Here is a 23,539-nt window from a genome sequence, read left to right on the forward strand (position 1 = left end):
CTCTTGCCGTTGGGCCGGTCACGACACCCGGGCACTTTAGCGGAAGGTGCCTGGGCTGAACTCGTAGAGAAGCTGGGGAGCCCCGACGTCCTCTTCGGGCGTCCAGAACCCCAACTGTTCGGCCCATCGGTCGCTGCGCAACTTGCGACCTCGGATCGTCAGGAAGCCGGCCGCCCGGTCCGTGATGACCCCCAGTCTGCGGAGGTCGGTCACGCCGCGGATCAGGGTTGAGCGCCGGCCGGCCACGATCCGCTCCGCAGCGACCCGACCGATGCCAGGTACCCGGATCAGCTCCTGGTACGAGGCTCGGTCCACATCCAGCGGAAACAAGTCGGGCGAGGCGAGGGCCCAGCTCACCTTCGGGTCCCGGGCGAGCGGCAGGTTGCCGCGCTCGTCATAGACGATCTCGTCCGGCGCAAAGCCGTAGTCGCGAATCAGGTGGTCGGCCTGGTAGAGGCGCTGCTCTCGCAGGGCGGGGGTTGCCCTGGTTTCTTCCATCGGCGTTTCCCGAATCGGCCGAAACGCACTGAAATGACTGTGGTGCATTCCGCCCTTCGCGTACAGATCCGTGACCGTACTGATCAGGGTCCGATCGCTGTCGGGCGTGGCGCCGACCACGAACTGCACCGTCATCCCGGCGGTGGCCCCAGGGTGCAGCGGATCGCGCGGCCGCCCCGCTCGCTCAGCATCTTTGCTGCGGGTCACAACGCCTCGCGCCAGCTCGAGGGATGTCAGGGCAGTCGTGAGCCGTTTTTCCGGCGCGATCCGGGTCAGATGTTCTCCGCAAGGTGCTTCGAGGTTGACGGAAACCCGGTTCGCGAGCTGGGCCAGGCGCGCGACCTGCGCCGGCTCGCCGCCGGGGACGATCTTGGTGTGGACGTACCCCGTGAAACGGTGTCGCTCTCTCAGCAGCTCGAGCACCTTGATCAGCTCGTCCATCACGGCCACTGGCCGTCCCGGAATGCCCGTCGTAATGAACAGCCCGCTGCACCAGCCGCGCCGAACCGCGCCCAGAAAGATCCGCACCAGCTCCTCCGCCTTGAGCAGGGTGCGCGGCAGATTGCGGTCTCGTCGCATCGGGCAGTAGTGGCAGTTGAAGCTGCAGGCGTTCGTCATCAGGATGCGGAGCAGCGACGTGGTGTCACCGGTGCCCATGCGTACCGAGCGAATGTTGAGCGGTCGCAGGGCCCCGGACTGCCCCGCGTTGCGGAGCCGCGGCGGCAGGGGACGAACGCCGCCTTCGCCGGGGCCGGCGCGGTCGTCGGCTGCCAGTGACATGAGTAGCGCGAGCTTGGCTTCGAGATCCGTGGGCTGCTTCATTCGGACTCCGGCTGGGGTGCTCCTGAAGTTACCCGAACAAAAACCGAAGCTCAAGGTCGAGCGGTCTGCCGCGTACGCCTCAGCCCTGTTCCCGGCCTTCGAGCGATGCCGGCGACGGGGGGTATCCGCCCGTCGCCGTCTCGGGGAGAGCCTGCGCTGCGTCAGTCTTTGGTGGTGCCGATGAACTTGTAGATGGTGGCGCCCAGGATGCCGCCGACGATCGGGGCCAACCAGAAGAGCCAGAGCTGCTGGATTGCCCAGCCGCCGGCAAAGAGGGCAACACCAGTGCTGCGGGCCGGGTTGACCGAGGTGTTGGTGACCGGAATGCTGATCAGGTGAATCAGGGTCAGGCCGAGGCCGATCGCGATAGGTGCGAAGCCGCTCGGCGCCCGCGAATCCGTGGCGCCCAGAATGATGACCAGGAAGAGCGCCGTCAGCACGACTTCGATGATAAGCGCCGCCTGCATCGAATACCCCCCGGGCGAGTGCTCACCGTAGCCGTTCGATGCGAAGCCACCGACTTCGAAGCCGGCCTTGCCGCTCGCGATCAGGTAGAGCACTCCGCCGGCAACCACCGCGCCGACCACCTGCGCCACGATATACGGCAGCAGCTGGTTGGCAGGGAAGCGCCCCCCGGCCCAGAGCCCGACCGACACCGCCGGATTGAAGTGGCCGCCCGAGATATGGCCGAGTGCGTAGGCGCCGGTGAGAACCGTGAGTCCGAAGGCAAGCGACACGCCGGCAAAGCCGATTCCGAGTCCCGGATACGCCGCCGCGAGTACCGCGCTGCCGCAACCACCGAAGACGAGCCAGAAGGTGCCCAGGAACTCCGCGCCATACTTGTTCATAGATGACTCCTCGAAGTCGCGATGGATGCCCGCGCGATAGATGCGCTCCCACCGGCTCGGCCGAATAGATCCCGTCGCCGTCACAAAGGGCGGCGTTCCGGAACACGTCTTGTCGGCATGCAAAGGTCGGAAGGAATCGCTAAGATACCGTCGGCCGAAGACACCGCAACCCCGCTGTCGTAACGACCGCCACGTCGATTCGGATCGGTTAGGTTACTGCATGCGCCAGTATCTGGATCTGCTCCGCCACGTCCTCGAACATGGTCGTTCCAAGAGCGACCGCACCGGCACCGGCACCCTGAGCGTCTTCGGGGAACAGGTGCGCTACGACCTGGCGCAGGGATTTCCGCTCCTGACGACCAAGAAGGTCCACACCAGGTCGATCATTTATGAGTTGCTCTGGTTTCTGCGCGGCGAAACCAATGTCGCGTACCTGAAGGAGAACGGCGTTTCGATCTGGAACGAATGGGCCGACTCAGAGGGAGAACTCGGTCCTATATATGGATATCAATGGCGATCCTGGCCGACCCGCGATGGCGGCACGGTCGATCAGATCGCCGGGGTGATCGAGGGGCTCAAGTCGAATCCCGACTCCCGGCGCCTCATCGTCAGCGCCTGGAACGTTGCCGACCTGCCGCGGATGGCCCTGGCGCCGTGTCACACGCTCTTCCAGTTCTACGTCGTCGACGGTCGCCTGTCCTGCCAGCTCTACCAGCGCAGCGCCGACATTTTTCTGGGCGTTCCGTTCAACATCGCTTCCTACGCACTGCTGACCATGATGGTCGCTCAGGTCACCGGGCTCGAGGCGGGCGAGTTCATTCATACCTTCGGCGACCTCCACCTCTACTCGAATCACATCGAGCAGGCCAAGCTGCAGCTCACCCGTGAGCCCAAGCCGCTGCCCACGATGCGGCTTCGGCCCGACGTGGCGTCGATCTTCGACTTCCAGTTCGAGGACTTCGAGCTGATCGGCTACCAGCCCGATCCGCATATCCCGGCGCCGGTGGCGGTCTGAGCATGGTGGTGTCCCTGGTCGCCGCGATGGCCCAGAACCGCGTCATCGGTCGCGATGGCGGCCTGCCCTGGCACCTGCCCGACGATCTCAAGCACTTCAAACGGCTCACCGTCGATCACACCATCATCATGGGTCGGAAGACGTTCGATGAGGTGCGTCGACCGCTGGCCAACCGACGGAACGTGGTGATCTCACGCGACCCCACCTTTCGTCCCGCCGGTGTGACGGTGGTGCCCAGCCTCGACGAGGCACTGGCACTCGGCGCTACCGAATCCGAGGTGTTCGTGATTGGCGGCGGTGCGATCTACCAGCTCGCGTTGCCGCGGGCCGACAGACTCTACCTCACCATCGTGCACGCCAACGTCGAGGGTGACACCCTGTTCCCCGACTTCGACGAGGCCGCCTGGGCCATCGAAGACGAGTCCTTCCATCCCTCCGACGATCGACACCAGTACAGCTTTACCTTCCGGACGTACCGCAGGCTTACCAGTCCTTGAGGTAAGGCATTTGACCTGGAGGTAGCATGATCCGTCCCGTGGGCCTGTTGCTCCTTGCGGTACTGGGGTGCTCCACCGGTCGCGTGACCGACGTCCCGATCGAATTCAATGACAACCTTCGAGCCGCCGGCAAGCTGAGTGGTGGCCTCCTTTCTCTCCGTCTCGACGTGGCCCGCGGCTGGTGGAATGCGGGTGACAGCACCGGAGGCGGCGCCCAGGTACTGGCATTTGGGGAAACCGGTTCGGCGCCGTCGATCCCGGGCCCGATGATTCGCGTCGTGGCGGGCACCCGGATTCGCCTCGCGCTTCGCAATCGAGCGATCGATTCCGTCACCGTGCTCGGCCTGAGCGCCCCTTCCGGTGGGCAGATCGATCAGGTCGCGCTCGGTCCCGGCGAGGGGCGCACCGTCGAGTTCACCGCGAACGTGCCAGGCAACTTTTTCTATTGGGGCACCACGACCGGCAGCTCGCTGGAGAAGCGAACTGCGGAGGAAAGTCAGCTCTATGGTGCGCTGATCGTCGATTCGCTGGGCCGAGTTCGCGGCGAGGATGAGCGGGTCTTCGTGCTTGGCATCTGGGCAGTTCCGGTCGACTCGAGCGGTCCCGAGCCCTGGGTTCCCATCGACGTAATGGTGATCAACGGTCGCTCATGGCCCCACACTGAGCGCCTGACCATGGCGCGCGGCGAAGAGGCGCGCTGGATCTGGCTCAATTCGAGCGCCCAGTCCCACCCGATGCACCTGCATGGTCACTACTTCGATGTTACCAGTCGAGGCAGCTGGTCGGGCGCATCGGCAGCGCGAGGGCAAGGGCCAACCACCGTCGTCACCGAAACGCTGCAGCCCGGCGAGACGATGGCAATGCGCTGGACCCCGACGACGCCCGGCAACTGGCTCTTTCATTGCCACTTTGCCTTTCACGTCTCTCACTACCTGTCCTTCGACAAGGTGCCCGACCTGACCGATGCCGAGACGATGGATGGCCACGATCACTCCATCCACGGGATGCGAGGACTCGTGCTCGGCATCGTGGTGACTGGTGACAGCTCGGACTTGCCGAGGTCGGCAGCGCCGCCTCGACGACTGCGTCTGGAAGTTCACCGGCAGCAGTCGGCAGCTCAGCAGCCGATCCAGTACCAGTACCGCTGGTCGGGAGACGGCGTCCGGCCCCCGGCGCCCGGTGATTCGTTGCCGAGTCCACTGGTCGTGCTCGAACAGGACCAGCCGGTACGCGTCATGATCGTCAACCGGCTCCGCGCGCCGACGGCAGTGCACTGGCACGGCATCGAGCTCGAGAGTTACGTCGATGGCGCCCCCGGCTGGAGCGGCAAGGAGGGCGTTGTTGCCGGAGCGATCGCCCCGGGAGATTCATTCGTGGCGACCTTCGTTCCGCCGCGAGCGGGAACCTTCATCTATCACGCCCATTCGAACGAAGCTCACCAGATCGGTTCCGGCCTGTATGGTCCGCTGATCGTTGCCCCGCCCGGCGGGTACGATCCTGCGGTAGAACGGCTCGTCGTGGTCGGCGGCGAGCCCGGCTCGTTCACCGACGGGCGGGTCAACGGGGCCCGCGCCCCCGCACCAATGCGGATCACGCCGGGAACGCCGTACCGTTTCCGAATCATCAGCATCCATCCGGAAGTCAGCATCCGGGTCTCTCTGCGCCAAGCTGACAGCGTCGCCACCTGGCGGATCCTCGCCAAGGACGGCGCAGAGATCGACGCATCCCTTCGTGTCCCGACGGCCGCCGACCTCGTGATGGGCCCCGGCGAAACCGTCGACGTGGAAGTTCGGCTCGATCGAGCGAACCGCTACCGTCTGGTAACCTCCGGCTTGCCGGACCTCTGGACGATCGATCTGCCGCTGCAGGTTCGCTCGCGCGATTGACCTGAGATTTCTGCCGCCAGACACGTCGATCGCCCCCGTTTGCTGCGGTCGACGCGACGCCCATCGCATCCAAAATCCGGAAAAAGCGCGCGAATGTGTCATTCAGGTCGATCAATCTCGACTTTTTGGCAAAAAATGTATTGTGCGTTTTGACGTGATTTCTTAGCTTAGTTAGGAGTAGTTGCCGATACCGACGCTCGATGCGGATTCCATTGCATGCTGAGCGCACCTTTTCAAGGAGATCATTTGGCGGTCCGAATAGGGTTCGCATACAATCTCAAGCCGAATCTCCCCACGTCGCCATCGGGTGCGGACAACGCACCAGACTCTGTCGTCTCCGCTCCATCCCCCGCCGCTCCCGCCCTCAATCGCTCGCTTCGCTCTGACCTTCCCCAACCGGATCTCTATGCCGAGTGGGATGAGGCTGAGACAATCGATGCGGTCGAGCGGGCGCTGTCGGGCATCGGCAAGGTGATTCGGCTCGAGGCGGACGCGGATTTTCCCCGCCGCCTGCTCGATGCTCGGCCGGATTTCGTGTTCAACATCGCGGAAGGGCTCTACGGCGTGAATCGCGAGGCGCACGTCCCGGCGATTTGCGAGTTTCTGGGCGTTCCGTATCACGCATCGGATCCACTCACCCTGAGTTTGTCGCTCCACAAAGGGCGGGCGAAGGAAGTCTTTGCCTACCACGGCGTGCCGACAGCACCGTTCATCGTTGCCAACTCGCGGGCGGATGCGCGCAACGTGACGCTGCCGTTTCCGCTCTTTGCCAAGCCGGCCCTCGAGGGGTCGAGCAAGGGGATCACGGCGCGGAGTCTCTGCACCAACCGGGCAAAGCTGGTCTCGGTCGTCGGTGAACTGCTCGAGGTCTACCAGCAGCCGGTCCTGATCGAGGCGTATCTGCCTGGGCAGGAGTTTACGGTGGCCATTGTTGGCAATGGCCGCGAGGCACGTTGCCTCCCCCTCGTCGGGATGCGCTTCGACGAGCTGCCGCTCGGCGCGCCGCCGATCTACGGTTACGAAGCAAAGTGGCTTTGGGATACGCCGGACCGTCCCTTGGCGATGTTCGACTGCCCGGCCCGGATCGACAAGGACCTCGCGCGAGAAGTCCGCAGTGCTGCACTTGCCGCTTATCGCGTCATGGGGTGCCGCGACTGGGCCCGGGTCGATGTGCGCTGCGATGCATCGGGTCGCCCGAATGTGGTCGAAGTCAATCCGCTGCCTGGGATTCTCCCGAATCCGCAGGACAACTCCTGCTTTCCGAAAGCGGCGCGCGCGGCCGGCATGTCGTACGACACGCTGATCCAGACGGTAGCCGATATCGCGTGGCGCCGAATCAGCGGCAAGTCACTTCTCGTCAAGGCTGCAGCATGAGGATTGGCATCACGCACGATGCCGGCGGCGGCGACTGGGATCCGAAGGACGTGGCCTCGGTCCTCGAGAACGTTCGCGCAGTGCGGCGGGCGCTCCGGGCCGGCGGGCATGAAACGACGGTCATTCCGGTCAAGCTCGGCGACGTGCGCTGGCTGCAGCGGGCCCAGCGATGTGATGCCATTTTCAATCTGATCGAAGGTGTCAACGGGATTGCCCGGTATGAGGACTACGCCGTTGCGGCGCTCGATCTCGCCCGGATTCCGTATACGGGCTGCACCTCGTGGACCGTCACGATTGCCCACCGGAAACACATCGCCAACACGCTCTTTGCAGCCCACGGCGTGCCGGTGCCTCCCTTCGTTCACGCCAAGCGCGATACCGTGCCGACCGGCCTCAAGTTCCCGGTCATCGTCAAACCATCGGGTGAGGATGCGAGCGTCGGGATCGATTCCGGCTCCGTCTGCACCACGCGCAAGGCGCTGAAGGAACGTCTGGCCAAGGTCAAAGGACTCTGGGACGACACGCTGGTCCAGGAGTATGTGCCGGGTCGCGAGGTCAACGTCGGCTTCGTCGGCTCCGAAATGCTGCCGCTGTCCGAGATCGATTTCGCCAAGATGCCGCGCGGCAGCTGGCCGATCGTGACCTATGCTGCCAAGTGGGACGAGGGCAGCCCGGAAGACATCGGGACCGTGCCGATCTGTCCGGCCCCGTTGTCTCCAGAGTTGGCCAAGCGGGTCGAGGCCGTTGCCCGGCTTGCCTGGCAGGTGATCGGGCAGGAGTCAGGTTACGGACGCGTCGACATTCGGATTGCACCGGACGGGCAGCCCTATGTGCTCGAGGTCAACCCGAATCCGGACATCTCGACCAATGCGGGTCTCGCGCGGATGGCGCGGGCCCGGGGTTGGGACTACGAAACCCTGATTCAGAAGGTGGTTGACGAGGCGCTCGAACGGTCGGCGCGCCGCCGGCAGGCGGAGTCGATCTACGTCAAAGCCATCGCATGATGGTGACGGACCGGCTCTCGCGGATTCGCCTCCTCGAGCCCGGTGACCGTGAGCGGGTCGAAGCAATGACCCGGGCAACGGGCTTCTTCTTCGATCATGAGATCGAGATCGCCCTCGAGGTGTTCGACGCCGCGACGGGTGCGGGGCCTGATGGGGCCGTCGATTCGGACTACGAGACCGCCGGTGTCGAGTCTGATGGGTCGCTCGCCGCCTGGGCATGCTGGGGCCCGGTGCCTGAGTCGCCCGAGACGTTCGACCTCTACTGGATCGTGGTCGACCCGATGGCGCAGGGTATCGGCTGCGGCACGGCGCTGTTGCAGGAGATGGACCGCCGCATCGCGGGGCGGGCAATGCAGGTGCTGGTCGAAACGAGCGGGCGGCCCGACTATGCGCGGACGCGGGCCTTTTATGAACGACATGGGTATCGGCAGGTCGCGCGGGTCCCGGATCACTTTGCACCCGGAGATGACCTCGTGCAGTATGCCCGGGACGTCCGCAGGTGAGGAGACACTGAATGGCAACGTGGCAGGAGAATCTCAAAACGCGGTCGATCGCAAGCCTCGACAAGCTGGCCGAGCGGTTCGGGTCAGAGCACGTCGAGCAGATCGAACGGCTCAAGCAGGCGGTCGACAACTTCGAGTTCCGGATTTCTCCGGCCATGGTCGACCTGATCCAGGAACCCGGCGATCCGATCTGGCGTCAGTACGTGCCGACGATGGCCGAGCTCGATGTGCAGGACGGCATCGTCGACTCGCTCAATGAGGACGCCGACAGCCCGGTTCCGAACATCACGCACCGCTACCCGGATCGCGCGCTGTTCCTGGTTTCGCCGGTCTGCGCCAGCTATTGCCGCTTCTGCACTCGGCGCCGGAAGGTGGGCGACCCCGAGAAGATTCCACTGACGCAGTTCGAGAGCGCCTTCCAGTATCTCGAGCAGCACACCGAGATCCGCGATGTCATTATGTCCGGCGGCGATCCGCTGATGCTCTCGGAGCGGCGGCTCGAGGCAATCCTGACTCGGCTCCGGGCCATTCCGCATCTCGAAATCATTCGGATCGGGAGCCGGATTCCCTGCCACATGCCGGAGCGGATTACCCCGGAACTCTGCAGCACGCTGCACAAGTTCCACCCCCTCTTCATCAATACGCACTTCAACCATCCCGACGAGCTGACTCCAGCCGCGATCCGCGGGCTCGGCATGCTCGCCGACGCCGGCATTCCGCTCGGCTGCCAGACCGTGCTGCTCAAGGGGGTCAATGACACGCCCGAGGTGATGGTGCGCCTGATGCAGAAGCTGCTGGCTGCGCGGGTTCGGCCCTACTACATCTACATGGCCGACCAGGTGGCCGGGGGCGAGCACTTCCGGACCTCGGTGGAAACCGGGCTCCGGATCATGAAGGCACTTCGCGGCTGGACCAGTGGTCTTGCCAGCCCGCACTTCGTGATCGATGCCCCGGGCGGCGGCGGCAAGATTCCGCTGCTCCCCAACTATGTCGAGGATTTTGCCCAGGACGAAATCGTGCTCCGCAACTTCCGCGGCGATCGCTTCGTCTACAAGCAGCCGGAACATGCGGCTGTCCCGGTTCGGAAGATCGATCCCGAGTACCTCTTCAACCCGGACTTCGATCTGCCGCGACCGATCAAGGCCAAAACGACCCGGAAGCGCAAGTCGGCCTGAGCCTGCCGTGACCCGCGGCGGTCCTCGGCCTGGTGCCGGGGGCCGCCGCATATTTTTTTGCCCTGACGTCAATTCCACAGGATAGATAATGCAGATCAGACTTCTCAACGCGGGCGCCGTCCGCGAGCTGCTGCCGATGGGCGCGTGCATCGATGCGATGCGCCAGGCCATGAGTCTCGTTGCCACCGGCGACACGATTCAGCCGATTCGTCAGGCCATGTTCATTCCGAGCCAGAAGGGGCTCCTGAGCATGATGCCCGGCTACACCGCCAAACCAGAATGGCTCGGCATCAAGGTGATGTCGGTCTTTCCGGGGAACTTCGGCACCAACTTCGGGTCGCATCAGGGTTTCGTGATGCTGTTCGAGACCGAGCACGGCGCTCCCAAGGCGATTCTCGATGGCCGCGAGATTACCGCGATCCGTACCGCCGCCGCGACGGCCGTGGCCACCGATGCGCTGGCCCGGAAGGACGTCAAGACGCTGGCCATCTTCGGCTACGGCGAGCAGGCGCATACCCACCTCGAGGCGGTGACCCAGGTCCGCAGGTTCGAGCGGGCCCTGGTCTGGGGTCGTGACTTCGAGCGGACCCGAGCCTTCTGCGCCGAGCAGGCGAAGCACCACAGCCTGGAAATCGTGCCGGTCAAGACGGCGGAGGAAGCAGCGGTAGGTGCGGACGTGCTGTGCACCACGACCGCGGCCAAAGAGCCCTACTACGAAGCGGCTTGGCTCCGACCGGGCCAGCACCTCAACGTGGTGGGCTCGAGTGTGCCGACGACCGCGGAAATCGACGTCGAGACCGTGGCGCGGACCCATCTGTACGTCGACTTCAAGGACAGCGCCCTGGCGCTCGGCGGCGATATCCGGCGCGCCAAGGCAGCTGGCGCCATTACCGACGACCACATTCGTGGCACCATCGGCGACGTGCTGACGGGTAAGGTGGCCGGGCGTTCCAGCGACGAGGAGATCACCCTCTTCAAGTCACTCGGCATGGTGGCTGAGGATCTCGTCTCGGCCGATCACATCCTGCACGAGGCTGAGCGGCGTGGTGTGGGGCAGGTGGTCGACTGGTAGCTCGAGGTCTGCTGCGACGGATCCGTAAGCAAATCGAGGTGCGGCGCCCGGGCTGAGTCAGTCCGGGCGCCCTTGCGTTGACTACCGTCGCGGAGCTGCAGGAATAGAGATCACCATGTTCTCGAGCGGTATTTCCCCCCGGACATCGCGGGCCGGCTGCGCGGCGTTCGGCGTCCAAGGCTGCCCGGCCACCGCGCTCCCCATGGATGGGATCCGACCCAGCAGGCGGAACTCCTCGAACACGAAGGGCAATCCTTCTCCGAAGAGCACCTCCGCAGCAGCCGAGATCTGGAAATGCAGGTGCGGGCCGCCACTGTTACCCGAATTGCCGATCAGGCCGAGGAACTGACCGCGGGTAACTCGGTCGCCGGGTTTGACCTGGATCGAGCCGGCCTTGATGTGACTGTAGCTGGCGTAGTGGCCGTTGCCGGTTCGAATCGAGACCAGGTTGCCCGGAGCCGTGATTGCGTCGATGGCGGTCGCCATCCGTCCGGACAGGGGCACATTGTCGCCGATGCCGTCCCGAACCAGCACGACCTCACCATCGGTCGCGGATAATATCGAGTCGGCATAGCCGTACCACGATTCGTTGCGGGTCGAGTCGGCGCCGAACATGCGGCCATCGGGCCCGAGCTTGGCATAGTCGATCGCGAACCGTTGCGGTACGCGGGTGGCCCCGCCAACCGTGACCAGGCCGGTCCGATGTCCGGACGTGTTGGACGGGCCGCGCAACGTAACCCACGGCCCGCCGCGCACCGGTGAGGCAATCCGCTCGGCCTTTTCGTCGGGCAGCGGCACGCCCGGCAGCACCAGCGTATCGCGAGCCGTGCCAGCTTCGGAGGAGAACACCAGCCGATGTACCAGGGTGGTGCCGGTGGAGGCGGCCTCTTTCGGCGAGAGCCAGACGAAGACGACGCCCCGCCGTCCGGCGGGAATCGTCGCGCTTGCTGCGCGAGGTCCGGGCGGGCCGGTGACGAGAAACCGGGCTGACAGGGCGGCATCGGCCCAGCGATCGAGTACCGCACCAGAGCTGTTCTCGATTCCGACCTCATTGAGAACGAGGGGGGTGGCGCCCTGATTGGTCAGGTGCAGTTCGTAGACCCAATGGGTCCGGCCGAGTGCGGTAACCGCGGCGGGAAGGAGGGGCACGACGGCGTCGACTGGCGTCCTTGTAACTTGTTGTGCTACAATTATTTGCGGAACGATTATCAGGCCGGTCAGGATCCCGGAACGACCAGGGAATGCGCCCATATGCTCGGAGAAGCTCGCGTCAGAAGTCTTGACAAGAGTACTACAGTACTAGTACACTAGTCAAGTGTTCACTCCACCGAATCCTTCATCCGGTGTGCCGGTGTACCTGCAGCTGATCGAGCAGGTCAAGCACGCTGTTGCCACCGGCCTCCTCGCTCCCGGCGATCAACTCCCCGGCATGCGCCGAGTGGCTGAGGACCTGGTGATCAATCCGAATACGGTGGCCAAGGCCTACCGCGAGCTCGAACACGCCGGCTGGATCGAGCTGCGGCATGGTGCGGGTGCCTTCGTAGCACAGACCCCGGTTCAGCGTGATCGGGTTGTCCTGCTCTCGGAGGCCAGCGAACAGGTCCGAGCCCTGGTCGACCAGCTGCGCAGCTCCGGCGTGACGGACGCCGAGTTGCGGCGGATCCTCGAGAGTGAGCTCAATCGCCAGAGTCCCCATCATCCGGCGGTCCATCCATCGGGCGACCATCGTGAGTGACGCCGACACGGTGGTGCTGCGCGATCTCACCAAGCGTCACGGCCCGATCCAGGCTCTCGACGGATTGTCCCTGACGGTGCCTCGCGGCAGCGTGACCGGCTTGCTCGGTCCCAACGGTGCGGGCAAAACCACGGCACTCAAACTGTTGCTCGGGATGGCCCGACCGGACGGGGGCACGGGTCATGTCTTCGGGCATCGGATCGACGTCGAGGCTGAGAGCGTCCGGATTCGGCAGCGGACCGGGTACGTCAGTGAAACCAAGGATCTCTACCCGCACTTTTCGGTCGATCAGATGATCCGCCTGACCCGGGGACTGTATCCCTCGTGGCGGCCTGATCTCGAACGGCAGCTGCGGGGCAGTTTTGCCCTGCGTCCCGACGCCAAGGTGTCCACCCTCTCCAAGGGTATGCGCACCAAGCTGTCGCTGCTGCTTGCCTGCTGTCGAGGCGCCGACCTGCTGGTGCTGGATGAGCCGACTGACGGCCTCGACCCGGTGGCTGCGGAACTGGTGCTCGAGACACTGATCGGTCTGGTGGCGCAGGACGGTCTGACCGTACTGGTATCGTCGCATCAGTTGGCGGAGGTCGAGCGGGTGGCCGACCGGGTCGTCATCGTCGATCGCGGCCAGGCGCGCCTCGAAGCGGGGCTCGATGACCTGCGAATGCGGGTCCGCCGAGTGCGCATCGTGCTCGACGGCGAGAGCTCGGCCGTTGCCGGGCTCCGCTCGGAACCCGGGGTGCTCGCGGTCGATCAGTCGGGGCGGGTGGTAACGCTGCTCGTCGATGGCAGCGCGGAGCTGGTGATCGATCGGGCCCGCCGCTACGCCGGGGCGGCCTCGATCGAAACCCTCCCGGTGACCCTCCGCGACCTGTTTCTCGGCCTGACCCGGAGGGCCGATGTGGCGTAAAGCCTGGGTCGAGACGCGCTGGTGGATCGTCCTGATGCTCGTGCTCGACATCGGGATCGCGTCGCTTCTACTGGACAGCCCGGCGGAGGCCTGGCACGGGCTGCTCGGTGGCGCGGTTCCACTCGGAGCGGTCGTCAACGCGATCATCGTAGCGGGCACCGGCCTCGGGACTCGAACCTCCTACCGACCGCTGGTGGCGATCGACCCGTCCATGCTGTTCACGCTCTCCTTGCCGATTACCCGCCGTCGCCTGGTACTGACCAGGGTGGCGGTCGGATTGCTTGGCATGACGGCGCTGGTCGGTTTGACCTTGCTGGCCTATCGGCTCTTTGCCCCTGGTGTTGGCGCAACGGTGCCTGCTGGTGCGTACCTGGGCTATGGTATGGCGGTCTGGTCGGTTGCGGCTGTCGGGTTTGGACTGTCCACCCTGTGCTCGGCCTGGCTGGACCAGCTCTGGCAGGTCTACGCTACCATGGGGGTGATGTTCGCGGCGCTGTTTGGCTGGCCGGCCGTCCAGATCTGGCAGCCGGTGCTGAACGGCAAGGCGGGCGGACCAACGGCCCTTGGTGCCGTGATCGCGCTGGTGCTGGCGGGCCTGCTGATCGAAGGCGCGGTGCGGTCCGTCCAGCGGCGAGATCTCTGACGGCGGAGCCGCGGAGGTCCGTCCGTCGATCTCCTCAGGCGCTCATCGCCATGGCGCGGTGGAGTGGCGCCAGGCCAGGCTGGGGTGTGACCAGCTGGAACCCGCCCCGCCTGAGCGTCAGCTCCATGATCCACTCCCACCCAACCAGACTCCGGTAGGTCTTGAGCGAAACCCCGAGATAGCGGGATACCCAGCTGCGCATCGTCCGCGCCTCGGTGCCGGCAAACTGCGCCTGCCGCTCGACCGACCAGTTGTGAGGCTGTCCCTTTATGCGCACCAGGCGCTCGATGCAGGTCCAGTCGTATCGCCCCAGGTCGCCGAGCTGGTGCAGCTGGTAGCGCAGAGTCCGGTCGGGTGTCGACGACGGGATGCCATGGGCCGGGCCCCAGATCTGGCTCAAGGTCTGGCCGAGCCGGACGGAACCGGTGCGTCGGACGGCATAGCTCGCCAGAAACGAGGGTGTCGGAGCCGGCCGACCGCGTGCCGCCGCGAGCAGCACCGCGGGCGGGATCGGCGCCATCGGTTCGGTCACGGTCAGGAAGGCGGGCTGTCCCGGTAAGGCGAACAGGTGCTGGAGCAGGCCAGCCGAGATGGAAGCCGGCGCCAGGACGAGGCAGGGTACCGCCCACGGCGTCCGTTCGAGGACGTCGACCAGTGAAGGGCCCCGGCTGCCGGCGTGGCCCGTCGCGATCCTGACCACGGCAATCGATCCCGGTGCGGCCGGCTTGCCCAGCAAGGGAACATCGTCGGCGTACGGCGGCTCGAGATACGTCAGTTCGTGCGTAAACATGGCTCCCCCAAGCAAGCACGAGAGGAGAGTATTCAGCGGCGCGGATTCGGCAAGAGGGCCGAATGGCCCTACGGGATCATGCCGGTCGATTTTAGTGATGTCGATCGATCGTTTTCAGGGGCCTTTGGTCCAGCTGGCAACGCGATGCAGCCAGGAGTACGGATCGATCGTGATGTCGCGGAGTCGACCGGATGCGATCATCACATTGGTCGGGGTGTAGAGGAAGACTGCGGGGGCGTCGAGGTTGAGCGTGTCCATCGCCTCCCGCCAGAGTGCGCGACTCGCGCCTGGCGTTGCCGCGGCGAGCGCCCGCGCGACGAGCCCATCGAACGCCGGGTTCTGGTAGCGCCCGTGGTTGAGGCGACCGATGCCGGCGGCGGTCCACTGGTCGACCAGCCCGGTCGGTTTGGGCTCGTCGAGCCAGGCGCCGATCATCGCTTCGAATCGCCCGGTGGCGAGCCGTTCCTGGAAGATGGGAAAGTCGACGGCCGTGATGGTTGCCCTGACCCCCGCCTGTCGCCACATCTGCTGGATGCCTTCGGCAAGCTGGCGTCGGGCCGAACTGGTGGAGGGAACCAGGATGTCGATCGTGAGAGGCTGACGGCTCCGCCGCCGCATTCCGTCCGCCCCACGCGTCCAGCCGGCCCCATCCAAGAGCGCGCCGGCTCGTTCGAGGTCGTAGCCCAGGGTGCGAATGCTGTCGTTCCAGATCCAGGCCGCGCGCGAGAGTGGCCCGGGAGGGACCACGGCATCGTCGCCGATGACCGCTGCAACCAGGGCTCGGCGGTCGATCGCGTGTGTCAGAGCCTGGCGAACGCCTCGATCCGTGAGCACCGGGTGAGCCCGTCCCGCGGGGTCAGCCAGTCGAAAGCCCAGGAAGCCGTACACCGCCGAAGGATATGCCACCAGTTGCAGGCTCGTGGCGGCTCGGGCGCGCTGCCGTGCGGAGGGACTGGTCACGGTCTCGAGCAGATCGGCTTCACCCGACAAGGTCAGGTTGAGGGCGGCCTCCTGATCGGCCGCATAGCGCCAGGCAATTCTCCGAAAGCTGGTACCGCGGACCCGCTCGAGAATCAGGGACTGGCCCCGTCGCCACTCAGCCAGCCGATAGGCGCCGGATCCGATCAGTCGACTCAGGCTGGAGTCGCCTGCCCAGCTGCCTGTCGGCAGCGAACCCCACAGGTGTCGGGGTAGCACGCGGATGGTAGTGGCAGCGTCGTAGAGCTGGTCCGGTGACGGGCGGGGAAACCGGACCAGGACACCGCGCGGGCCGTCTGACGATACCTGCGCATCCATGAGCGCGATTCCCGGTGCGCCCAGGCTCGTGTCCGTATACGCGGCAAACGAGAAGACCACGTCCTCGGCGGTGACTGGTGTGCCGTCATGCCATTTGGCGTTCGGGCGCAGTGAGAACCGCCAGGTTACCGAGTCGACTCGGCTCCAGCTGGCAGCCAGGCCGGGCTCGAGGGCGGTCGAGTCGTAGGGAGATCCACCGACGCTGAGCGAGGCGAGCGGTTCGTAGATGAGATCGGAGACATCCCGGCCGGCGGCATCCGCGACCAGCGGCGGCAGCAGGGTCGTCGGTTCGCCGGTCGCGGCAATCACGAGGTCCTGATCGTCGCCGCGCGCGCGGCAGGCCGTCAGTGCGACAACGACGGCGAGCGACAGCATGACGCGGTATCGGGCAGGACCCGGGGCGGGGCGGCGCTCGATGGTCTCGAGTCGTGCAGCGGTGTGGTTCATACCCCCGAGTATCGGATTGCCCGACCGTACCATGAGGAATGCCGGCCCGTTACGCAAATCGTTCTTCAGGATAGATCGCCGCCGAGGTCAGCAGACCGGCCACCAGCGACACGGCGGTCAGCACCATGCTGAACGCTGTGTCGATGCCCGCCACGATCTGACTGTCGAGCAGCGCAGAGATGCTGCGGAATCCGATGCTTCCGGGTACCAGCGTCAGGAGTCCGGGTACCATCGTAATCGCTGCGGGCCGCCGGGTGATCCGATAGAACAGGTTGCTCCCCAGTCCCACAGCCAGGGCGCCCAGGAAGACACCCATTTCCGGTCCGAGGATCGACCCGCCCAGCCTCGTCGAAACGAAGGCGAGCACCGCCGACAACAGGATCCAGCCGATGTCGCCCCGGTCGGCGCGCAGCAGCAGGGAGAATGCAATCGCGATGACGCCCAGGGCCAGCCAGTTGACCAGGACCGGCATCGCACCAGGCACCACGGCCGCAACCGGACCGACCGCCAGCACCGCCACCTTGTGGCCGAGCGCAACCCCGAACCCGATGCCGATGAACGTCATGAACGCGCCCGCCATCCGGGTCGTCCCGGCGGTGAGATGCGAGGTGGCCAGCTCGGTAATGGCCGTGGTCAGGGTCAGGCCGGGAATCAGTACGATCAACCCGGCCAGCGTGGCGAGCCAGACCGAGTAGCCGCCAATCAGCGCACCAAGCAGCGTCATGGCCGCCGAGCAGAGGAAGGCGGCCAGGAACTCGTAAACCCGTGCGACATTCGGCAGGCGGGCCGCCGTGGTTGCCAGGGCCCCGATTCCGAGGCCGCCCAGCGCCGCCATCCCCATCTCCGGCCAAGCGCCGCCCAGGAATCGGGCGGCCGCCGCGGAGGCGAGTCCGTGGCCGATGATCATGGTCAAGGGCTTTGGGTCGGGCACGACCGAGACGGCCATCAGCTGCTTCATGCCTTCGGCTACCGCGACCTCACCTGACAGCACACCCCGCGCGACGGCCGTGACTCGGGCCAGCTGCCCCAGGTTTTGTGGCCGGGGTGCTGTGCGCATCATATAGGTCGACTGGGTGATGCCCGAACCGAACGAGGCAAAGATCGAGGTCGGCGTCACGAAGTACTGACCGGTGAGCCCCAGCCGATCGCTCATCGCAGTCAGGGCTTCTTCCAGCCGGTGTGTCGAATATCCGGCGTCCTGCAGCGCCAGGGCCAGGTCCATGATGAACGGAATCCGGGCATCGGCATTGATTCGGTACTCGCCGGTGCTGAGACGGTGCTCGCCTGTTCTGACGCGAAATTCGCCGGTGGCCATGGGCGGAAACTAATCACGCCCCTCGTTGATTTTCCTGTATCAGTGGGGTATCGTCATTTTCATGCGGTTCTGCCTCAACCCCGTCGCGCGGCTTCGCCAGTTCACCAGTCCGGTGGCGGCTGCCCTGCTCCTGTTCTTCGGAACGGGGCTGGCGGTTTCGGCGTGGCATCTCGCCCGGGGCGTGGATCAGGAACGTATGTCCGTGGCAGCGGCGGATCTGCCGACGGCACCGGTCGGGGGCCACCTCGACGACGGGTGTGCCCTCTGTTCGACTCCGGTGCAGCCGACCTTTGCGGTCGTTCTGCTGCCCCTGGCTCACGAAGCTGCGTCCAGCCGCGTTGTTCCACTCGAAGAGACCCATCTGCCTACCTCGCCGATTTTGCTCGGCGCCAGCGGGCCCCGCGCACCACCAGCCGTTTCCTGATTCCAGAATGAGATAGCTTCGGCCGCTACGGTCGGAGCCCTGACGTCTCGACGTTGGACACGTCGTTTTGCGTTGAGATGCTGTAGCCGCGGTTGCTGCAGCTGCTGGTGTCCAGAGGAAGCTGGGAATGGTTGTAACTCGGTGGTTGATCGTCGGCAGCCTGCTGCTCGTTGGCAGCGGTGACTTAGTCTCTCAGACCCCGAATACCGGGGCCTTGAGGGGCACGGTTGTCGCGGCTGGTGGTGGGGGCCTGCAGGCGGCGTTGGTCCGACTGCTCGATCGGCACCTGAGCGAAACGACCCATGCGGACGGGTCGTTCATCCTGCCGGCGGTGCCGGTTGGTACGCAAAGGGTGGCGATCACGGCGATCGGCTATCAGGCGTTCTTCACCACCGTCACCATCACGCCCGGTGATACGGTCCGGCTCGATGTCACGCTGTCGCCGGCGGTCCTGCGGCTTGAAGAGATCGTCACCACGGGTACCATCGCCCCCCGAGCCCGCAGTGAAGTGGTCAGCCCGACGTCCGTGGTGGCGGGTGCAGCGCTCGATCGCCAGCTCGATGCCACGGTGGCCGGGTCGCTCCGGCATGAACCGGGGGTGGCCGCGACCGGCCTCGGTCCGGCCACTTCGCAGCCGGTGATTCGCGGCTTGAGTGGTGATCGTGTCGTCATGCTGCAGGACGGGATCCGACCCGGCGACCTTGCCTCGACCTCAGCCGATCATGCGGTGACGGTCGACCCGCTGACTGCTCAGCGGATCGAAGTCGTTCGAGGGCCGATGTCGCTGCTCTACGGCTCGAGCGCGCTTGGCGGCGTCGTCAACGTGATTCGAGAAGATGTGCCCGCTTCGCGCCCCGATGCGATTCACGGTGCCATTTCGGCGCAGGCCAGCTCGGTCAATCGGGGCGCCACGCTGGGCGGCTACGCGGTGTCCAGCCTGGGCCCGCTGGTGGTCCGAGGCGAGGGAACCGTGCGCGGCGCCGGAGATACCCGGACGCCCAAGGGTCGCCTCATCAACACTGGTGTCACCACCGTTGATCTTTCCGGCGGTGCATCCTACGTGGCGCCGACCGGGTATGCCGGTGTGTCGTACCGCTACTTCGACAACGACTATGGTATTCCAGGTGGCTTCGTTGGCGGACACCCGGAAGGCGTCAACGTCGCGATGCAGCGCCACACCATCCGCTCGACGATCGATCTGCATCCGACCGACGGCCGCCTGGAAAGTATCCGTGCCAACATCGGCGGCACCTTCTATCGCCACACCGAGTACGAGTCGAACGGCTCTGTCGGGACCCGCTTCCGCCAGTCATTCCTGAACGGCACGCTGACCGCGCGCCACCGCGGGGTGCTGGGGGCAACCAGCGGTGCGGTCGGAATCGGCGGACACTATCGGTTCATTCGAACTGGCGGCACACTGCGCACACCGGCCACGGCAGACTATTCGCTGTCGGCGTTTGCCGTGCAGGAGTACGGCGACGGACCGCTACGGCTGCAGGGCGGGCTCCGATTCGACTTTGCGCATTACGATCCGCGCCAGCGCTCCGTCTTTCAGATCGAAGGGGAGCAGGTCGAGGCGGTGTCGCGGTCCTTTGGCGCCTTCTCGGGGTCGGTTGGCGCCATCTACGACCTGGGCGGCGGACTGGCCATCGGCGGGAGCGTGGCCCGCGCGTATCGGACGCCGGATTTCAACGAGCTCTACTCCAACGGTCCGCACCTGGCGGCCAACTCCTACGACGTCGGTGATCCGCGCCTGGTCGAGGAAACCGGGCTCGGACTCGACGGCTTCGTGCGACTCGACCGGGCCTCGGTTCGGGTCGAAGTCGCCGCGTTTCGCAACCAGCTCGACAACTACATCTTCCCGTCGAGCCGAGGTCGTGCGGTCATCGGGCGACAAGGCGGTCGCCCGCTCTTTCAGTTCACCAACGAGGCTGCGGTCTTTCAGGGCTTCGAAGGGTCCTTCAGCCTCGGATTGTCCCGTCGGCTGGTCTTCGAAACGACGATGTCGTATGTCGCGGCCAGGTTCACCTCCGATCGCGCTCCGATTCCGATCATCAGCCTCGATCCGCCCGACACGTCGTTCGTGGCAGCGTCAGGATATCCGCCGCTGATCCCCCCGTTCTTCGGGAATGCGGAACTGCGCTATGAGCGGCCGCAGTATTTCGCGGGCGTTGGCGCACGGTGGACGGCGCGCCAGTCGCGCCTGGGTGACTTCGAAAGCGAAACGGCCGGCGCCGTGGTCGGCGAGCTTCATGCGGGCGTGCGCCTGCTGATCGGCGGTCAGTTTCACACCCTGACGCTGCGGGTCGACAACCTGACCAATGCGGAGTACTACGACCACCTGTCGCGCATCAAAGAGATCGAGCCCCAACCGGGGCGCAACGTCAGTCTGTTGTATCGCTTCACGTTTTGAAACCTGAGTACTCACGGATCTGTTCCGAACGGGGCGGATCATTCGATCCTGAAGGAGGCGTATCATGGGAATAGGGTTGTTGGTTCGTCGCGGCCTTGCCGCGAGTGCGTTGGTCGGGTTGGCGTTTGTCGCCGGCTGCGGAAATGACGACGATCATGATCACGAACCCGAAGTGGAAACCATGCGGGTCGTCATCGGCGGCACCACGGTCAACTTCACCGGGGCGACTTGTACACCATCCGTCAACTCCGTCACCATCCCGACCACCGGCGCGACGGTCACCGCGACCTTCCTGGACCACGATGGTGACCTGCTCACCTTGGATGCCAACGAGTTCCGCCTCAATGTCGAGCCGGCAGGCCGCTTCACCAGGTCTGGCGCCTTTGGCGGGACGCTGAGTGGCGGAACCCCGGGCACGGCCAGCATCAGCTTTGCCCTGTTCCACATCGAGGAGCAGCACACGGATTTCGGGCCCTGCTCCGTTTCCGTCGTGGTTCAGTAGTCAGGAGCCCAGACGGCAGTTCGGAACCGGCGGGGGCTTCTCTCGAGCCCCCGCCGGTTTCACATTTCGAGGATGACCTCTCCCGTCGCTCTCGTCACCGGTGCCACAGAAGGCATTGGACGCGCCATCGCCGAAGCCCTCTGCCAGGGCGGCTACTCCGTGGCCATTACGGCTCGAACCGAATCCCGGCTCCGGGAGGTCCTGGCCGAGCTGACGGCCGATGGTCACCGGGCGACGGGGTTTGCGGCCGATGTTTCCGACCCTGCCGCCGTTGCCCGTCTGGTCGAACACACCGAGCGTGAACTCGGCCCGGTCGACGTGCTCGTCAACAATGCCGGGATCGGCATCCTGGGTCCCATCGACGACTTCTCGCTGGAGGAGTGGGATCGGACCTTTGCCGTCAACGTGCGGAGTCTGTTTCTGCTGTGTAAAGCGGTGTTGCCCGGCATGCGCGCCAAGCAGCAGGGCGATATCGTCAACGTGGCGAGCCTTGCCGGAAAGAACGGCCTCTCCAATGGCGCGGCGTACAGCGCGTCCAAGCACGCCGTGGTCGGCTTCAGTCGGTCGCTGATGGCTGAAGTGCGGAAGGATGGGATCAGGGTGGTGACGGTCTGCCCTGGCAGTGTCGATACCGCGCTGCTCCGGGATCAGAACACCCTCAAGCCCAACTTCGATCGGATCCTGCGCCCTGCGGATGTGGCGGCGGCGGTGGTCGATGCGTTGCAGTTGCCGCGCCGCGCCCTGATCAACGAAATCGAGATCCGCCCCGCCAATCCCTGACCGTACCGCTCAGCTCCGCCGGGTCAGGGTCGAATAGCGGGTGGTCGTGCCGCGTCGGATCAGTTCGAGGTGTGGAGCGGCCACCGCCGCGAACTGCTGTGCCACGGCGGCGGCATTGCGCGCTCCGGTAAAGCGGTCAGCTTCGAGTACCAGTGCGCCAATGACCCGCCCGGCCACGCGCAGCGCAACGGCGAGTCCTTCACGATCGGTTCCCTGTATCAGGGTCCACGGACGCTCGTCTTCGAGCACGCTGCGTGCTCCCGATTCCGCAATCTGACGAACCGGCAGGTCGGGCAGCGGGCGGATCACGTCCGGGCTGAGTTCGACGTACTCGGTCTCCGCGATCCGGAGCTCGAACCGCAGACCCTCGTGGGGGATCAACTCCGCCACCTCGACCGCGAACTTGTGCAGGGCCTCGCCAAGGTGTGCCGTGGCCGCCAGCGCCTCCGCCGCGCGCAGCACTGGCAGTGACGGGGCCTGAAGGACCTCGAGCTGACCGCGGAGGCCCTGGGCTTCGGACTCGAGCCGGAAGGCTGCGACTCGCGGCGCCACGATGCGAGCGGCCTGGAGGGCCAGGGCTTCGTCCCGATCGCGGTAGAGCGACTGAGCGGCATGCCCCAGCACGATCATGCCGATGACCTCACCGCCGAGCGATAGCCGCGCGCCCAGCACCGAGCCGATCCGACTGGGGCCGCCGCTGCCGCCCGGCAGCGAGAGCCCCGGCGCTTCGGCCGCCAGGTTCGCAATCGAGCCGGCCGGAGCCGACCCCATGCACTCGCTGAGCAAGGCGACCACGTCCTGCCAGGTGTTCGTGGGAGAACCCCAGCGGCGGCGTCCGCCCGTCCCGGACAGGGGCACCGCCGTCTTGGCGCCGTTGGCAAAGGCCAGGATCTCGAGTCGATCGTGGGGCAGGTGGGGGTGCAGCAGACCGGACAGTCGGCGGACCAGTTCCGGTCCGGTCGGGGCATCGCCGGCGAGGCCGAGCAGCGCGGAGACGAGGTCGTCCTCGACCGGCGCGACCGGCTCCACAGGCGCGACCATGGTCGCGCCAAGCGCAGCAAGCGACGATGCCAGTCGATCGGCCAGCTGGCGGAGCAGGCGGGCTGCGGGCGCCCCGTAGCTGCCGGCGTCGAAGGTGCCCACCAGGATCAGCCCGACATCGCGCCCGCCGGAGCGGACCGGCACCGCCGCCGCACTGGCGTACTTGGCCCGCCTGAGCGTGCTCTCGAGTTCAAACAGCTGATCCTGGGTCAAATGCGGGTCGGGCAACGGTACGGCCAGTCGGTCCTGCGCCAGCGCGTCAGGTCCGAGCAGAATGGCTCCACCGCGCTCGGGAAAGACCCAGAGTCCAAAGAGCTGATGCGGGATCTCGGCGGCCACGAGATTGGACAGCGCCATGTGCCACGACGCGACCGCCACCGGGTCCGGGGTGCCGGCAGTCAGGTCGAGGACGGGAACCAGGAGAGTTCCCGCGGAGGGGGTCGGATCGTTGCTCATGGCCGTTTGCGGGTGCTGCAGGACCCATGCCTCATGGCCCGGATTGTAACATGTTGCTGCAAAATAGTTTAGGGTAGTGGTACACGGTGGACTCGG

The 23,539-nt window shown here is 65.7% G+C and carries 22 protein-coding genes; 15 read left to right on the forward strand and 7 right to left on the reverse strand.

Annotated features, from left to right (window positions below; genetic code table 11):
• Nucleotides 1-36 precede the first annotated feature (36 nt).
• Nucleotides 37-1,320: a radical SAM protein gene (locus tag KF785_15830; protein ID MBX3148233.1), complete on the reverse strand. Its 1,284-nt coding sequence runs from the start codon at nucleotides 1,318-1,320 to the stop codon at nucleotides 37-39.
• 161 nt (nucleotides 1,321-1,481) lie between these two features.
• Nucleotides 1,482-2,168 (reverse strand): aquaporin Z, encoded by a 687-nt coding sequence (aqpZ, locus tag KF785_15835; protein MBX3148234.1) that lies wholly within the window; start codon nucleotides 2,166-2,168, stop codon nucleotides 1,482-1,484.
• Between the two features lie 220 nt (nucleotides 2,169-2,388).
• Here aqpZ and KF785_15840 point away from each other — a divergent pair, with 220 nt between their 5' ends.
• The 8 genes from KF785_15840 to KF785_15875 all read left to right on the forward strand — a co-directional run bounded on the left by KF785_15840 (nucleotide 2,389) and on the right by KF785_15875 (nucleotide 10,694).
• Entirely contained in the window at nucleotides 2,389-3,183 is a 795-nt protein-coding gene (locus tag KF785_15840; protein MBX3148235.1) for a thymidylate synthase, read from the forward strand.
• Between the two features lie 2 nt (nucleotides 3,184-3,185).
• Nucleotides 3,186-3,680, forward strand: a complete 495-nt coding sequence (locus KF785_15845; protein MBX3148236.1) for a dihydrofolate reductase — start codon at nucleotides 3,186-3,188, stop codon at nucleotides 3,678-3,680.
• A 26-nt stretch (nucleotides 3,681-3,706) separates the two neighbouring features.
• On the forward strand, nucleotides 3,707-5,566 hold the full coding sequence (locus tag KF785_15850) for a multicopper oxidase domain-containing protein (GenBank protein MBX3148237.1): 1,860 nt from the start codon (nucleotides 3,707-3,709) through the stop codon (nucleotides 5,564-5,566).
• 246 nt (nucleotides 5,567-5,812) lie between these two features.
• A complete protein-coding gene (locus KF785_15855; protein MBX3148238.1) occupies nucleotides 5,813-6,940 on the forward strand; it encodes a hypothetical protein in 1,128 nt (375 codons plus the stop codon).
• The gene (locus KF785_15860; GenBank protein ID MBX3148239.1) at nucleotides 6,937-7,944 is read left to right on the forward strand and encodes an ATP-grasp domain-containing protein; all 1,008 of its coding nucleotides are present in this window, start codon (nucleotides 6,937-6,939) and stop codon (nucleotides 7,942-7,944) included. The genes KF785_15855 and KF785_15860 overlap by 4 nt, the downstream gene beginning before the upstream one ends.
• A complete protein-coding gene (locus KF785_15865; protein MBX3148240.1) occupies nucleotides 7,941-8,447 on the forward strand; it encodes a GNAT family N-acetyltransferase in 507 nt (168 codons plus the stop codon). Before KF785_15860 ends, KF785_15865 begins: the two co-directional genes overlap by 4 nt.
• Nucleotides 8,448-8,458: 11 nt before the next feature.
• The gene (locus tag KF785_15870; GenBank protein MBX3148241.1) at nucleotides 8,459-9,622 is read left to right on the forward strand and encodes a KamA family radical SAM protein; all 1,164 of its coding nucleotides are present in this window, start codon (nucleotides 8,459-8,461) and stop codon (nucleotides 9,620-9,622) included.
• Between the two features lie 88 nt (nucleotides 9,623-9,710).
• Entirely contained in the window at nucleotides 9,711-10,694 is a 984-nt protein-coding gene (locus KF785_15875; GenBank protein MBX3148242.1) for an ornithine cyclodeaminase family protein, read from the forward strand.
• An 81-nt stretch (nucleotides 10,695-10,775) separates the two neighbouring features.
• Here KF785_15875 and KF785_15880 read toward each other — a convergent pair whose 3' ends face one another.
• Nucleotides 10,776-11,843 (reverse strand): M23 family metallopeptidase, encoded by a 1,068-nt coding sequence (locus KF785_15880; GenBank protein ID MBX3148243.1) that lies wholly within the window; start codon nucleotides 11,841-11,843, stop codon nucleotides 10,776-10,778.
• A gap of 166 nt (nucleotides 11,844-12,009) precedes the next feature.
• Here KF785_15880 and KF785_15885 point away from each other — a divergent pair, with 166 nt between their 5' ends.
• Genes KF785_15885 through KF785_15895 form a run of 3 tightly spaced genes read left to right on the forward strand, consistent with a single transcriptional unit; the run spans nucleotide 12,010 to nucleotide 13,979 of the window.
• The gene (locus KF785_15885) at nucleotides 12,010-12,429 is read left to right on the forward strand and encodes a GntR family transcriptional regulator (GenBank protein ID MBX3148244.1); all 420 of its coding nucleotides are present in this window, start codon (nucleotides 12,010-12,012) and stop codon (nucleotides 12,427-12,429) included.
• On the forward strand, nucleotides 12,422-13,336 hold the full coding sequence (locus tag KF785_15890; GenBank protein MBX3148245.1) for an ABC transporter ATP-binding protein: 915 nt from the start codon (nucleotides 12,422-12,424) through the stop codon (nucleotides 13,334-13,336). The genes KF785_15885 and KF785_15890 overlap by 8 nt, the downstream gene beginning before the upstream one ends.
• Entirely contained in the window at nucleotides 13,326-13,979 is a 654-nt protein-coding gene (locus tag KF785_15895; protein MBX3148246.1) for a hypothetical protein, read from the forward strand. The genes KF785_15890 and KF785_15895 overlap by 11 nt, the downstream gene beginning before the upstream one ends.
• A 34-nt stretch (nucleotides 13,980-14,013) precedes the next feature.
• Here KF785_15895 and KF785_15900 read toward each other — a convergent pair whose 3' ends face one another.
• From KF785_15900 to KF785_15910, 3 genes are all read right to left on the reverse strand, one after another.
• The gene (locus KF785_15900; GenBank protein ID MBX3148247.1) at nucleotides 14,014-14,769 is read right to left on the reverse strand and encodes a hypothetical protein; all 756 of its coding nucleotides are present in this window, start codon (nucleotides 14,767-14,769) and stop codon (nucleotides 14,014-14,016) included.
• Between the two features lie 114 nt (nucleotides 14,770-14,883).
• Nucleotides 14,884-16,512 carry a peptide ABC transporter substrate-binding protein gene (locus KF785_15905; protein MBX3148248.1) on the reverse strand — a complete coding sequence of 543 codons (1,629 nt, stop codon included), beginning with the start codon at nucleotides 16,510-16,512 and terminating at the stop codon, nucleotides 14,884-14,886.
• 49 nt (nucleotides 16,513-16,561) lie between these two features.
• Nucleotides 16,562-17,827 carry a threonine/serine exporter family protein gene (locus KF785_15910; GenBank protein MBX3148249.1) on the reverse strand — a complete coding sequence of 422 codons (1,266 nt, stop codon included), beginning with the start codon at nucleotides 17,825-17,827 and terminating at the stop codon, nucleotides 16,562-16,564.
• A 61-nt stretch (nucleotides 17,828-17,888) separates the two neighbouring features.
• Between KF785_15910 and KF785_15915 the strand changes: the two genes are divergently transcribed.
• The 4 genes from KF785_15915 to KF785_15930 all read left to right on the forward strand — a co-directional run bounded on the left by KF785_15915 (nucleotide 17,889) and on the right by KF785_15930 (nucleotide 21,946).
• Nucleotides 17,889-18,251 carry a hypothetical protein gene (locus tag KF785_15915; GenBank protein MBX3148250.1) on the forward strand — a complete coding sequence of 121 codons (363 nt, stop codon included), beginning with the start codon at nucleotides 17,889-17,891 and terminating at the stop codon, nucleotides 18,249-18,251.
• A gap of 127 nt (nucleotides 18,252-18,378) precedes the next feature.
• Nucleotides 18,379-20,664 (forward strand): TonB-dependent receptor, encoded by a 2,286-nt coding sequence (locus KF785_15920; GenBank protein ID MBX3148251.1) that lies wholly within the window; start codon nucleotides 18,379-18,381, stop codon nucleotides 20,662-20,664.
• 64 nt (nucleotides 20,665-20,728) lie between these two features.
• Nucleotides 20,729-21,166, forward strand: coding sequence for a hypothetical protein (locus KF785_15925; protein MBX3148252.1), 438 nt, complete (start codon nucleotides 20,729-20,731; stop codon nucleotides 21,164-21,166).
• A gap of 72 nt (nucleotides 21,167-21,238) precedes the next feature.
• On the forward strand, nucleotides 21,239-21,946 hold the full coding sequence (locus KF785_15930) for an SDR family oxidoreductase (GenBank protein MBX3148253.1): 708 nt from the start codon (nucleotides 21,239-21,241) through the stop codon (nucleotides 21,944-21,946).
• A 9-nt stretch (nucleotides 21,947-21,955) separates the two neighbouring features.
• On the opposite strand, the gene KF785_15935 is transcribed toward KF785_15930, so the two are convergent.
• Nucleotides 21,956-23,443: a GAF domain-containing protein gene (locus KF785_15935; GenBank protein ID MBX3148254.1), complete on the reverse strand. Its 1,488-nt coding sequence runs from the start codon at nucleotides 23,441-23,443 to the stop codon at nucleotides 21,956-21,958.
• Nucleotides 23,444-23,539: the final 96 nt, after the last annotated feature.

Source organism: Gemmatimonadales bacterium, assembly GCA_019637315.1.
Lineage (GTDB): Bacteria > Gemmatimonadota > Gemmatimonadetes > Gemmatimonadales > GWC2-71-9 > SHZU01.

Bases quoted from the DNA above. Each gene is read 5' to 3' on its own strand.
- KF785_15830 (MBX3148233.1), bottom strand. From the start codon at position 1,320: ATGAAGCAGCCCACGGATCTCGAAGCCAAGCTCGCGCTACTCATGTCA.
- aqpZ (MBX3148234.1), bottom strand. From the start codon at position 2,168: ATGAACAAGTATGGCGCGGAGTTCCTGGGCACCTTCTGGCTCGTCTTC.
- KF785_15840 (MBX3148235.1), top strand. From the start codon at position 2,389: ATGCGCCAGTATCTGGATCTGCTCCGCCACGTCCTCGAACATGGTCGT.
- KF785_15845 (MBX3148236.1), top strand. From the start codon at position 3,186: ATGGTGGTGTCCCTGGTCGCCGCGATGGCCCAGAACCGCGTCATCGGT.
- KF785_15850 (MBX3148237.1), top strand. From the start codon at position 3,707: ATGATCCGTCCCGTGGGCCTGTTGCTCCTTGCGGTACTGGGGTGCTCC.
- KF785_15860 (MBX3148239.1), top strand. From the start codon at position 6,937: ATGAGGATTGGCATCACGCACGATGCCGGCGGCGGCGACTGGGATCCG.
- KF785_15865 (MBX3148240.1), top strand. From the start codon at position 7,941: ATGATGGTGACGGACCGGCTCTCGCGGATTCGCCTCCTCGAGCCCGGT.
- KF785_15870 (MBX3148241.1), top strand. From the start codon at position 8,459: ATGGCAACGTGGCAGGAGAATCTCAAAACGCGGTCGATCGCAAGCCTC.
- KF785_15875 (MBX3148242.1), top strand. From the start codon at position 9,711: ATGCAGATCAGACTTCTCAACGCGGGCGCCGTCCGCGAGCTGCTGCCG.
- KF785_15895 (MBX3148246.1), top strand. From the start codon at position 13,326: ATGTGGCGTAAAGCCTGGGTCGAGACGCGCTGGTGGATCGTCCTGATG.
- KF785_15900 (MBX3148247.1), bottom strand. From the start codon at position 14,769: ATGTTTACGCACGAACTGACGTATCTCGAGCCGCCGTACGCCGACGAT.
- KF785_15905 (MBX3148248.1), bottom strand. From the start codon at position 16,512: ATGAACCACACCGCTGCACGACTCGAGACCATCGAGCGCCGCCCCGCC.
- KF785_15910 (MBX3148249.1), bottom strand. From the start codon at position 17,827: ATGGCCACCGGCGAATTTCGCGTCAGAACAGGCGAGCACCGTCTCAGC.
- KF785_15915 (MBX3148250.1), top strand. From the start codon at position 17,889: ATGCGGTTCTGCCTCAACCCCGTCGCGCGGCTTCGCCAGTTCACCAGT.
- KF785_15920 (MBX3148251.1), top strand. From the start codon at position 18,379: ATGGTTGTAACTCGGTGGTTGATCGTCGGCAGCCTGCTGCTCGTTGGC.
- KF785_15925 (MBX3148252.1), top strand. From the start codon at position 20,729: ATGGGAATAGGGTTGTTGGTTCGTCGCGGCCTTGCCGCGAGTGCGTTG.
- KF785_15930 (MBX3148253.1), top strand. From the start codon at position 21,239: ATGACCTCTCCCGTCGCTCTCGTCACCGGTGCCACAGAAGGCATTGGA.
- KF785_15935 (MBX3148254.1), bottom strand. From the start codon at position 23,443: ATGAGCAACGATCCGACCCCCTCCGCGGGAACTCTCCTGGTTCCCGTC.